At 46.0% G+C, this 11,874-nt stretch carries 10 protein-coding genes and 1 pseudogene; 9 read left to right on the forward strand and 2 right to left on the reverse strand.

The features are described 5' to 3' along the window. The first annotated feature begins 108 nt into the window (after positions 1-108). The 9 genes from RDN93_RS16065 (at position 109) to cydB (ending at position 9,966) form a co-directional block, all read left to right on the forward strand. Positions 109-1,506, forward strand: a complete 1,398-nt coding sequence (locus RDN93_RS16065; protein WP_308746457.1) for a TolC family protein — start codon at positions 109-111, stop codon at positions 1,504-1,506. Between the two features lie 26 nt (positions 1,507-1,532). Then, complete coding sequence (locus tag RDN93_RS16070) at positions 1,533-2,765, forward strand: efflux RND transporter periplasmic adaptor subunit (RefSeq protein ID WP_308746458.1); 1,233 nt, start codon at positions 1,533-1,535, stop codon at positions 2,763-2,765. A gap of 5 nt (positions 2,766-2,770) precedes the next feature. Continuing rightward, positions 2,771-3,514, forward strand: coding sequence for an ABC transporter ATP-binding protein (locus tag RDN93_RS16075; RefSeq protein ID WP_308746459.1), 744 nt, complete (start codon positions 2,771-2,773; stop codon positions 3,512-3,514). Between the two features lie 85 nt (positions 3,515-3,599). Further along, on the forward strand, positions 3,600-4,820 hold the full coding sequence (locus RDN93_RS16080) for an ABC transporter permease (RefSeq protein WP_308746460.1): 1,221 nt from the start codon (positions 3,600-3,602) through the stop codon (positions 4,818-4,820). An 18-nt stretch (positions 4,821-4,838) separates the two neighbouring features. Continuing rightward, positions 4,839-5,900: a sensor histidine kinase gene (locus tag RDN93_RS16085; RefSeq protein WP_308746461.1), complete on the forward strand. Its 1,062-nt coding sequence runs from the start codon at positions 4,839-4,841 to the stop codon at positions 5,898-5,900. 41 nt (positions 5,901-5,941) lie between these two features. Then, positions 5,942-6,640: a LytTR family DNA-binding domain-containing protein gene (locus RDN93_RS16090; RefSeq protein WP_308746462.1), complete on the forward strand. Its 699-nt coding sequence runs from the start codon at positions 5,942-5,944 to the stop codon at positions 6,638-6,640. A 343-nt stretch (positions 6,641-6,983) separates the two neighbouring features. Further along, a complete protein-coding gene (locus RDN93_RS16095; RefSeq protein WP_308746463.1) occupies positions 6,984-7,220 on the forward strand; it encodes a DUF4492 domain-containing protein in 237 nt (78 codons plus the stop codon). A gap of 20 nt (positions 7,221-7,240) precedes the next feature. Continuing rightward, entirely contained in the window at positions 7,241-8,812 is a 1,572-nt protein-coding gene (locus tag RDN93_RS16100) for a cytochrome ubiquinol oxidase subunit I (RefSeq protein ID WP_308746464.1), read from the forward strand. Between the two features lie 11 nt (positions 8,813-8,823). Further along, a complete protein-coding gene (cydB, locus tag RDN93_RS16105; RefSeq protein WP_308746465.1) occupies positions 8,824-9,966 on the forward strand; it encodes a cytochrome d ubiquinol oxidase subunit II in 1,143 nt (380 codons plus the stop codon). Positions 9,967-10,074: 108 nt separating this feature from the next. On the opposite strand, the gene RDN93_RS16110 is transcribed toward cydB, so the two are convergent. Further along, complete coding sequence (locus RDN93_RS16110; RefSeq protein WP_308746466.1) at positions 10,075-11,031, reverse strand: D-2-hydroxyacid dehydrogenase; 957 nt, start codon at positions 11,029-11,031, stop codon at positions 10,075-10,077. 130 nt (positions 11,032-11,161) lie between these two features. After that, positions 11,162-11,874: pseudogene (locus RDN93_RS16115) on the reverse strand (replication-associated recombination protein A); the annotation flags it as partial.

Raw genomic sequence — 11,874 nt, forward strand, 5'->3', positions numbered from 1 at the left:
CTATCGACAGAAAAAAAACATTTAACGGTAAAATTCCGTGTTCCGTCTATCGCTTTTGTTGCTGATATAATATGTACGTACCTTCGTTACCAGTAAATCAATAGAAATATGAATATGGTAAATGTAAGAAGATTGACAGTGATGGCATTTCTTGGTGCAGGTATGCTTTCGGGCATATCTGCTCAGGAATCTCCGCTGCAAGCCGATATGCTGAACGAAGCAAAGCTCCCTGCCCGGTGGGATTTGCAATCGTGCATCGACTATGCCTTGGAACAGAATATTACTATTCGCAAAAACCGTGTGGCTGCGGAAAGTACACAGATTGACGTAAAGACAGCTAAAGCCGCCTTGTTTCCCAGCCTTTCATTCTCTACCAGTCAGCAAGTGGTGAATCGTCCGTATCAGGAGACGAGCAGCCGGGTGAGCGGTAGCGAGATAATCAGTAGCAACAGCAAAACCAGTTATAACGGTAATTATGGTCTGAATGCTTCGTGGACATTGTATAATGGCAGCAAACGCCTGAAGACTATCAAGCAGGAGCAACTGAACAATCAGGTAGCCGAACTTGACGTGGCAACTTCCGAGAATGATATCCGGGAATCCATTGCTCAGGTTTACATTCAGATTCTTTATGCAGCCGAGTCTGTCAGAGTAAACGAGAATACGTTGCAGGTTTCCATTGCGCAGCGTGACCGCGGGCAGCAGTTGCTGGATGCAGGAAGTATAGCCAAAAGTGACTTTGCGCAACTGGAAGCTCAGGTCAGCACCGATCGTTATCAACTTGTCACAGCGCAAGCCACCTTGCAAGATTACAAATTACAACTGAAACAACTGCTCGAACTGGACGGGGAGAATGAAATGGACGTCTATCTCCCCGCTTTGTCCGACGATAATGTGCTTGCCCCGTTGCCCGCTAAAAGGGACGTGTATGTAAGCGCCCTCGCTCTTCGTCCTGAGATTGAAGCAAGCAAACTCAATGTGGAAGCTTCCGAATTGGGGATTGACATTGCAAAATCCGGTTATTTCCCTACTATCAGCCTTAGTGCGGGTATCGGGACGAATCATACGAGCGGCAGCGATTTCACTTTCGGCGAGCAGGTGAAGAATGGGTGGAACAATTCTATCGGTTTGTCCGTCAGTGTGCCTATCTTCAATAACCGCCAGACGAAGAGCGCCATACAGAAGGCTAAGTTGCAGCGCGAAACGAGTATGCTGTCGTTGCTTGACGAGCAGAAGGCTTTGTACAAGACGATTGAAGGTCTTTGGCTGGATGCCAGCAGTGCACAGCAGCGTTATGCGGCAGCCAACGAGAAGCTGAGAAGTACACAAATCAGCTACGACCTGATCAGCGAACAATTCAACTTGGGAATGAAGAATACCGTGGAACTTCTTACCGAAAAGAATAACCTGCTGCAAGCTCAGCAAGAACAACTTCAGGCTAAATATATGGTAATACTGAACACTCAGTTGCTGAAGTTCTATCAGGGGGATAAATTAGCATTATAATAAATAAGTAAAAGCATAATAAACGGATGAAAACGAAAAAGATTATCTTAATCGCCGTGGCAGTCGTTGTGGTGGCAGGTGCGGGAATATGGTTCTTCGCAGGTGCGCCCGCCAAACACAAAGTCACGTACGCCACTGTCGCTGTCGGCAAAGGCGATATTTCAAATTCGGTGACTGCTACCGGAACAATCGAACCGGTGACGGAAGTAGAAGTCGGTACGCAGGTATCAGGTATCATCGACAAGATTTACGTAGACTATAATTCGACAGTCACCAAAGGACAGTTGATTGCAGAAATGGATCGTGTTACTTTACAAAGCGAACTGGCTTCCCAACAGGCAACTTATGACGGGGCTAAAGCCGAATATGAATATCAGAAGAAGAATTACGAGCGCAGCAAAGGACTGCATGAGAAATCTCTGATTAGCGATACGGATTTCGAGCTGGCTCTTTATAATTATCAGAAGGCGAAGAGTAGTTATGACAGCAGTAAGGCGTCTCTTGCAAAAGCGGAACGCAACTTGTCTTATGCAACGATTACTTCACCGATTGACGGTGTCGTTATCAGCCGTGATGTGGAAGCCGGACAGACGGTTGCTTCCGGATTCGAAACCCCGACACTTTTCACCATTGCCGCGGATTTAACTCAAATGCAAGTGGTGGCCGATGTGGATGAGGCTGATATAGGTGGGGTGGAAGAAGGCCAGCGTGCCAGCTTTACGGTAGATGCTTATCCGAATGATACTTTTGAAGGTGTAGTGACACAGATTCGCTTGGGGGACGCAAGCAGTACGAGCAGCACAAGCAGCAGTACAAGTACCGTGGTGACTTACGAAGTGGTAATCTCGGCGCCTAATCCCGACCTGAAACTGAAACCGCGCCTGACGGCCAACGTCACGATTTATATTCTTGATAAGAAAAATGTATTGTCTGTTCCGAACAAGGCTTTGCGTTTCGTTCCGGAGAAACCTCTCATCGGTGCTAATGACATCGTGAAAGATTGCGAGGGTGAACATAAACTCTGGACACGTGAAGGGACGACATTCACAGCTCATCCGGTAGAAATCGGAATCAGCAACGGCATATCTACGGAAATTGTCAGCGGCATCACCGAAGGGACGAGGGTTGTGTCCGAAGCTATCATAGGCGCGATGCCGGGCGAAAATGTCGGAGCCGCTCCCAATAAAGAGAGTGGGGGAGAAAGAAGCCCGTTCATGCCGAGCCGTCCGGGAGACAATAAAAAGAGGAACAACAAGTGACAATCATGAAGAGAGTAATTGAAATACAGAATATCAAACGGGACTTTCAGGTGGGGGACGAAACCGTTCATGCGTTGCGGGGCGTTTCGTTTACTATCAATGAAGGGGAGTTTGTCACCATCATGGGTACTTCCGGTTCGGGAAAGTCCACGCTCCTTAATATATTGGGCTGTCTGGACACCCCGACAAGCGGAGAGTATCTGCTCGATGATATTCCCGTCCGCACGATGAGCAAACCTCAACGTGCGGTGTTGAGGAATCGTAAGATCGGGTTCGTGTTCCAAAGTTACAATCTGCTGCCCAAAACGACCGCTGTGGAGAATGTCGAACTGCCGCTTATGTACAACTCGTCCGTGAGTGCTTCCGAACGTCGCCGCCGTGCTATCGAATCTTTGCAGGCTGTGGGGTTGGGCGACCGTCTGGAACACAAATCCAATCAGATGTCCGGAGGACAGATGCAGCGCGTTGCCATCGCACGCGCACTGGTAAACAATCCTGCCGTGATTCTCGCGGACGAAGCAACCGGAAACCTCGACACCCGTACCTCTTTCGAGATACTTGTCCTGTTTCAGAAACTGCATAAGGAAGGACGTACGCTCATCTTTGTGACACATAATCCCGAAATCGCGCAATATAGCAGCCGGAATATCCGACTGCGCGATGGTCATGTCATAGAGGACACTGTCAACTCAAATATTCTGTCCGCTGCCGAAGCACTGGCTGCATTGCCGAAGAATGACGAGGATTAAACAGTGATTAGCGGGATAGTGATTAGTGATAAATTCATTGCTGTTCATTATCGCGCTAATCAGTAAATTATTAATTACTAATAACATGAATGGAACTAATTTATTCAAGATAGCTCTCCGGGCGTTGGCGAACAATAAGCTGCGTGCTTTTCTCACCATGCTTGGTATCATTATCGGTGTTGCTTCCGTTATCACGATGCTTGCTATCGGGCAGGGTTCGAAGAAAAGCATCCAGCAGCAAATCTCCGAAATGGGCTCGAACATGATTATGATTCATCCGGGAGCCGATATGCGTGGCGGTGTCCGGCAAGATCCGTCTGCTATGCAGACCTTGAAACTTGCCGATTACGAAGCCTTGCGCGATGAGACAAGTTTCTTGTCTGCCATCAGTCCCAATGTTTCTTCATCGGGACAGCTTATTGCCGGCAACAATAACTATCCGGCATCCGTGAATGGTGTAGGAACGGAATATCTCGATATCCGCCAGTTGACGGTTGAGAATGGGGAGATGTTTACGGAAGCTGATATCCAAAGCTCCGCAAAAGTATGTGTGATAGGAAAGACGATAGTGGACAATCTTTTCCCGGACGGAAGTGATCCGGTAGGCAAGATTATCCGTTTCAGCAAGATACCCTTCCGGGTGGTAGGCGTGCTCAAGGCCAAGGGGTACAACTCTATGGGACAAGACCAGGATGCCGTAGTGCTTGCCCCTTATACCACTGTCATGAAACGTCTGCTCGCCGTAACGTATCTGCAAGGTGTGTTTGCTTCTGCCCTCACCGAAGATATGACGGAATATGCTACGGATGAAATCAGTACGATTCTCCGCCGTAATCATAAACTGAAAGCATCGGACAATGATGATTTCACTATCCGTACACAACAGGAACTGAGTACGATGCTCAACTCTACTACCGATTTGATGACAACTTTGCTCGCTTGCATCGCAGGAATCTCATTGGTGGTGGGCGGCATTGGAATTATGAATATCATGTATGTATCCGTAACGGAACGTACACGCGAGATTGGTCTGCGTATGTCCGTCGGTGCACGGGGTGTTGATATTCTGAGCCAGTTTCTTATTGAAGCCATCATGATTAGTATCACGGGTGGTATCATCGGAGTGATTATAGGCTGCGGAGCCAGTTGGGTCGTTAAAAGTGCGGCACATTGGCCTATCTATATCCAACCGTGGAGTGTATTCCTTTCTTTTGCGGTATGTACCGTCACCGGAGTCTTCTTCGGATGGTATCCTGCCAAAAAAGCAGCAGATTTAGACCCGATAGAGGCTATCAGATACGAATAAAAAGCTATCTTTGTCTCCATGAAACAAACCTTTACATCCGCACGTCGTCCCCTGGAAATACTGATACATATTATCAGTTGGGGGATTATGTTCGGTTTCCCGTTCTTTTTCGTTGAGCGTGGGAACGGGAACATCAACTGGATGGCTTATATACGTCATCTTGCCGTACCGCTTTCGTTTATGATTGTGTTCTACGTCAACTATTTCTTTTTGGTTCCCCGCTATCTTTTCCAGAGTCAGTCCAAAAGATATGTCATCTATAACATCATCTTTTTATGTATCATCGGAGTCTTGCTTCACTTTTGGCAGAACCTGACGTTCGATCCTTCGTTTACGCCCAAACACAAACGGCCGGGTATGCCGCCGGGATGGTTGTTCTTCCTCAGGGATATGCTGAGCCTGGTCTTCACCATCGGGCTGAGTGCCGCCATCCGTATGAGTGCGCGATGGGCTCAGAACGAAGCCGCCCGTAAGGAAGCGGAACGGAATCGTGCGGAAGCCGAGCTGAAGAATCTGCGTAACCAACTGAATCCGCACTTTCTGCTGAATACTCTGAATAATATTTATGCTTTGATTGCATTTGATTCGGACAAGGCGCAGGAAGCGGTGCAGGAGTTGAGCAAACTTCTTCGATACGTATTGTATGATAATCAGCAGATGTACGTCCCTTTCTGTAAGGAAGTGGATTTTATCCGCAATTATATTGAGTTGATGCGTATCCGCCTGTCCGCCAATGTGCAGATGACTACCCGGTTCGACATTCAGCCGGATAGTCAGACGCTTATTGCTCCGCTTATCTTTATTTCGTTGATAGAGAATGCTTTCAAGCATGGCATTTCTCCTACCGAACCGAGTTTTATCAGTATTCATCTTTCGGAGAATGACAAGGAAGTGGTTTGCGAAATCCGCAACAGCAATCATCCTAAGACAGTGGAGGATAAGAGTGGTTCGGGTGTGGGGTTGGAGCAGGTGAGCCGGCGGCTGGAGATTCTTTATCCCGGGGCTTACACTTGGTCGAAAGGCAGCTCAAGGGATGGTTCTGTCTATGAATCGAGATTGAGTATTAGAATCAGGGAATAGGTGGAAAGCGTTAAGTATAAAACATTAGATATAGAATAGTTATGGTGTTACGTTGTGCAATAGTTGATGATGAGCCTTTGGCTCTCAGCCTGTTAGAGAGTTACGTGAATAAGACTCCGTTCCTGCAACTCGTGGGAAAGTATTCCAGCGCGGTTCAGGCGATGAAAGAGTTGCCGGACGAAGAGGTCGACCTTCTGTTTTTGGACATTCAGATGCCGGAGCTTAACGGACTGGAGTTCTCGAAGATGGTAGATTCCCGCACCCGCATCGTATTTACCACTGCTTTCGGTCAGTATGCCATCGACGGTTATCGTGTCAACGCACTCGATTATCTCTTGAAGCCAATTTCCTACGTTGACTTTTTGCAAGCGGCCAATAAAGCATTGCAATGGTTCGAACTGGTGCAGAAGCCGGAGGAGATAGACAGTATTTTCGTGAAGAGTGACTATAAGCTGGTACAAATAGACTTGAAGAAAATTACATATATCGAAGGTCTGAAGGATTATATTAAAATCTATACAGAAGACGCTCCCAAACCCATCCTCTCACTTATGAGTATGAAAGCCATGGAAGAGCTTTTGCCTTCCACTCGTTTCATACGTGTACATCGTTCTTTCATTGTTCAGAAAGATAAGATACGTGTGATTGACCGCGGGCGTATTGTTTTTGACAAGACATATATTCCTATCAGTGATAGTTACAAGCAAGTTTTCCAGGCTTTTCTTGATGAAAGGAGCTAATGTTGGTTATTTTATCGGTGAAATTAAGATTTTTGTCGATAATTATTTGTCGAAACCCGTTTTATCCCTACCTTTGCAAAGAACAGAAAGGGATTGTGAAATTCCGAGAATAGAATAGTTTAGTTAAGTCTAGTTTAGTTTTTGTGTTGAACAGCTCCCTCGTCGGCGGACGAACAAGGGAGCTGTTTTTTTTATTGATAATGTGTCTTTTCGGTTGCGCGAGACAAGAAAAATGTCTTTTTATTATAAAAACACAACAAGTCCTGCAACAATCCGGGGTATTTGTTTGTTTTAATTATAAAAAATGTATATTTGTACTCATTACAAACTATAACGCTGACATATGAAGAATGCACTGCTTTCTATTTGGAAATTCTATCTGGAAGGTTTCCGTAGTATGACACTCGGTCGTACTCTGTGGGTTATTATCCTGCTGAAGTTATTCGTTATGTTCTTCATCCTCAAATTGTTCTTTTTTCCTGACTTTCTCGGCGACCATCCTACGGATGCCGACAAGGGAATTTATGTGGGCAACGAACTGATACAACGTGCCATTCCCGAGAAACCGGTTGATTTTTAACTCTTAAACTACATAAGATTATGATTGAAAGTATTGACACTTCACTTATCGATTGGTCGAGAGCCCAATTTGCGATGACAGCTATGTACCACTGGATTTTTGTTCCCCTCACACTCGGACTGGCAGTGGTGATGGGCATCATGGAGACGCTGTATTATAAAACAGGCAAAGAATTCTGGAAAAAAACTGCAATGTTCTGGATGAAGCTTTTCGGTATCAACTTCGCCATTGGTGTGGCAACCGGCTTGATTCTTGAGTTTGAGTTTGGTACGAACTGGAGCAATTATTCATGGTTTGTAGGAGATATTTTCGGTGCGCCGTTGGCTATTGAAGGGATTTTGGCATTCTTTATGGAAGCCACATTTATCGCTGTGATGTTCTTCGGTTGGGGAAAAGTCAGCAAACGTTTCCATTTGGCTTCTACCTGGCTGACGGGTTTGGGGGCAACGATTTCTGCCTGGTGGATTCTCGTTGCTAACGCATGGATGCAGCATCCGGTAGGTATGGAGTTCAATCCCGATACGGTTCGTAATGAGATGGTCGATTTTTGGGCAGTAGCCACTTCGCCTGTGGCTGTGAATAAATTCTTTCATACAGTGCTGTCCGGCTGGGTGCTTGGTGCGGTCTTTGTAGTCGGCGTTAGTTGCTGGTACTTGCTGAAGAAACGCAACCGTGAGTTTGCGCTTGCCAGCATTAAGATTGGCGCTATCTTCGGATTGGCGGCATCGTTGTTGGCTGCTTGGACGGGCGACGGTTCCGGCTATCAGATTGCGCAGACACAGCCCATGAAACTGGCTGCTGTGGAAGGCTTGTACGAAGGCGGCACGAATGTCGGACTGGTGGGAATCGGTATGCTGAATCCCGAAAAAAAGACGTATAATGATGGAAAGGAGCCGTTCCTTTTCCGTATTGAGATACCGAGTATGCTTTCTTTCCTTGCCGAACGTGATGTGAATGGTTACGTTCCGGGCATTGCAAATATCATCGAGGGCGGTTATGAGATGAAAGACGGAACGAAAGCTCTTTCGGCTGCCGAAAAGATAGAACGGGGAAAGACGGCTATCGGTGCTTTGGCTGCCTATCGTGCGGCAAAGAGTGCAGGACACGAAGAAGACGCGCAAGTAGCTTACAAAGTATTACAAGAAAACATCCCTTATTTCGGCTACGGATATATTAAGGATGTGAACCAGTTGGTTCCGAATGTCCCTCTGAACTTCTACGCATTCCGTGTTATGGTAATTCTGGGCGGATATTTCATTCTATTCTTTATCGTAGTCCTTTTCTTCGTTTATAAGAAGGATTTAAGCAAAATGCGCTGGATGCATTGGATTGCCTTGCTGACTATTCCTTTGGGTTATATTGCCGGACAGGCCGGATGGGTGGTTGCCGAATGTGGCCGTCAGCCGTGGGCTATCCGTGATATGCTGCCTACATCGGCTGCTATCTCCAAACTGGATGTGGGGGCTGTGCAGACCACTTTCTTTATCTTCCTGCTCTTGTTCACAGTAATGCTCATTGCAGGTGCCGGAATTATGGTAAAGGCCATCAGGAAAGGACCGGAAACGGGTGATAATATTAATATTAACCATTAATCGTAAAGACTATGTATATATTTCTACAACAATATTGGTGGCTTGTCGTTTCCTTGCTGGGAGCTATCCTTGTGTTTTTATTGTTTGTGCAAGGCGGTAATTCATTGCTGTTCTGTCTCGGTAAGACGGAAGAACAGCGTAAGATGATGGTGAACTCTACGGGACGTAAATGGGAGTTTACATTTACTACGCTGGTCACTTTCGGTGGTGCTTTCTTTGCTTCTTTTCCGTTATTTTATAGTACTAGCTTCGGCGGTGCTTATTGGCTGTGGATGATTATTCTTTTCAGCTTTGTGTTGCAGGCTGTCAGTTATGAGTTTCAGAGTAAAGCGGGAAATCTGTTGGGTAAAAAGACATATCAGACTTTTCTGGTGATAAATGGGGTAGTAGGGCCGTTGTTGCTTGGTGGAGCGGTGGCTACATTCTTCACTGGTTCTGATTTTTATATCAATAAGGCAAATATGACAGATACCATTATGCCCGTCATCAGCCATTGGGGGAACGGTTGGCACGGATTGGATGCGCTGACTGATATCTGGAATGTGATTTTAGGATTGGCTGTTTTCTTCCTTGCCCGTGTGTTGGGAGCGCTTTACTTTATTAATAATATAGCAGATAAGGAACTGACCGGAAAATGTCGCCATGCTGTACGGAATAATACAATTCTGTTCCTTGTGTTTTTCCTGTCATTCGTCATTCGTACATTGGTCTCTGACGGTTTTGCAGTGAATCCGGATACGCAGGAGATTTATATGCAGCCTTTCAAATACTTTACTAACTTTATCGAAATGCCGGTAGTTCTTATCCTGTTCCTTATAGGGGTTGTATTAGTTCTTTTCGGTATCGGCAAGACATTGCTCAAAAAGACCTTCGATAAAGGTATTTGGTTTACGGGAATCGGTACGGTGCTGACTGTCTTGTCTTTATTGTTGGTGGCAGGATATAATAACACTGCTTATTACCCGTCTTATACAGATTTGCAAAGTTCATTGACTTTAGCCAATAGCTGCTCTAGTGAGTTTACTTTGAAGACAATGGCTTACGTTTCCATTCTCGTTCCGTTTGTGATTGCTTATATTTTCTACGCTTGGCGCAGCATCGACCGTCACAAGATTACGGAGAAAGAGATGGATGAAGGCGGTCATTCATATTAAGAAGAGTCTGATAAACAGGAGATAATAGAAATAAACGAAGGGTGTCAAAAGGAATATAGTTTTACCTTTTTGACACCCTTCTGCTTTATAGCCGGTTTCCGTACTTTCTTACTTGTTTACTACATTTTCCGGTGTTCCGGCGATATATGCCTGTATGTTGCTGATTGCGATATTCATCAGGCGTTCGCGAGCTTCCAGCGTAGCCCATGCGATATGCGGAGTGATATAGCAGTTCTTTGCTGTCAGCAATGGATTGTCAGCGTGAGGGGGCTCGGTAGAAAGAACATCTACTCCTGCTGCATAAATCTTGCCACTATTAAGTGCATCCGCCAAGTCATGTTCATTAACTAGCGGACCACGGCCGGTATTGATTAAAATAGCTGTCGGCTTCATCATCGCAAGACGACGGGCATTCACCATCTCACGTGTGTCGGGGGTAAGCGGGCAGTGCAGGCTGATAATATCACACTTGCTGAATAGCTGGTCTAAATCCATTTTCTTGATTTCCGGCGGTAACTGGAAATGTGATTTTGAAGTGAATGCATATACTTGCATACCAAAACCGATAGCAACACGTGCAGTCGTATATCCGGTATTTCCCAGTCCGACCAGACCGATTTTCTTTTCTCTCAGTTCCATCAATGGGGTATCCCAAAAACAGAAATCTTTGCTGTTTGTCCAGCGACCTTTGTGCACTTCTTCCGAGTGATGCTGTACTTGCTGGCTGATATTCAGGATGTGTGCGAATACCATCTGAGCAACAGAGGCTGTGCTGTATGAGGGGATATTAGTAACGGTGATTCCCCGCTCTTTGGCAGCGGCAGTATCAACGACATTGTATCCGGTAGCCAGTACGCCGATATATTTCAGTTCGGGCAGTGCGGCCATATGGTCTGCGTTGATGATTACTTTATTAGTCAGAAGCATTTCTGCTCCGGCTGCACGTTCTAATACTTCTTCGGGAGCAGTGCGGTCATATATCGTACATTCTCCGAGAGCTTTAATACCTTCCCAGGACAAATCTCCGGGATTGGCGGCAAAGCCGTCTAAAACTACAATCTTCATTTCAATTTTGATATTAATAATATGTTATACGTCTTTCTTTAAATAGCAGCTCAAAATAAAAAACTCCTCCTTCCGGAAGGAGGAGCAGGGAATATTATTGCTTGCATAATGGAAATTCCCATTTGAATTATCATTTTTTGAACTTGTCTCCCCACAACTGCATCATCCGTTCGGCATGCTTCTGTTCCGCCGGATTGTTTTGTGGTTGCCATATCCGTTTATCTTTCAGTTCGTCCGGGAGGAATTGCTGTTTGACGAAGTTACCTTCGTAGCTATGCGCATATTTATATTCCTGCCCGTAGCCCAGTTGCTTCATCAGTTTTGTCGGAGCATTTCGCAAATGCAAGGGGACAGGCAGATTTCCGGTTGAACGGACCAGTTCCAGCGCATCGTTAATAGCACTGTATGCTGAATTACTTTTAGGACTGGTTGCCAGATAAATTGTTGTTTCAGCCAAAGGAATCCGTCCTTCCGGCCAGCCGATTTTCATCAACGTATCGAAACAGGCGTTTGCCAGAAGCAATGCGTTCGGATTGGCCAGTCCGATATCTTCCGAAGCCGAAATGACAAGCCGGCGGGCAATGAAAGCAGGGTCTTCACCGCCTTCCACCATACGGGCGAGCCAATAGATAGCCCCGTCCGGGTCGCTTCCGCGAATAGACTTGATGAAAGCAGAGATGATGTCATAATGCATCTCTCCATCTTTATCGTATGCCAGCGGATTCTGTTGCAGCCGTTCGGTCACCATTTCATCGGTGATAACAACCGTTTCTTCCGTTTCCGATTGTACAACAAGTTCCAATATATTAAGCAGCTTGCGGGCATCTCCACCGGAGAAGCGCA

The organism is uncultured Bacteroides sp. (genome assembly GCF_902491285.1).
GTDB lineage: Bacteria > Bacteroidota > Bacteroidia > Bacteroidales > Bacteroidaceae > Bacteroides.

Coding starts and splice junctions, on each gene's coding strand:
- RDN93_RS16065 (WP_308746457.1), top strand. CDS start 109: ATGAATATGGTAAATGTAAGAAGATTGACAGTGATGGCATTTCTTGGT.
- RDN93_RS16070 (WP_308746458.1), top strand. CDS start 1,533: ATGAAAACGAAAAAGATTATCTTAATCGCCGTGGCAGTCGTTGTGGTG.
- RDN93_RS16075 (WP_308746459.1), top strand. CDS start 2,771: ATGAAGAGAGTAATTGAAATACAGAATATCAAACGGGACTTTCAGGTG.
- RDN93_RS16080 (WP_308746460.1), top strand. CDS start 3,600: ATGAATGGAACTAATTTATTCAAGATAGCTCTCCGGGCGTTGGCGAAC.
- RDN93_RS16085 (WP_308746461.1), top strand. CDS start 4,839: ATGAAACAAACCTTTACATCCGCACGTCGTCCCCTGGAAATACTGATA.
- RDN93_RS16090 (WP_308746462.1), top strand. CDS start 5,942: ATGGTGTTACGTTGTGCAATAGTTGATGATGAGCCTTTGGCTCTCAGC.
- RDN93_RS16095 (WP_308746463.1), top strand. CDS start 6,984: ATGAAGAATGCACTGCTTTCTATTTGGAAATTCTATCTGGAAGGTTTC.
- RDN93_RS16100 (WP_308746464.1), top strand. CDS start 7,241: ATGATTGAAAGTATTGACACTTCACTTATCGATTGGTCGAGAGCCCAA.
- cydB (WP_308746465.1), top strand. CDS start 8,824: ATGTATATATTTCTACAACAATATTGGTGGCTTGTCGTTTCCTTGCTG.
- RDN93_RS16110 (WP_308746466.1), bottom strand. CDS start 11,031: ATGAAGATTGTAGTTTTAGACGGCTTTGCCGCCAATCCCGGAGATTTG.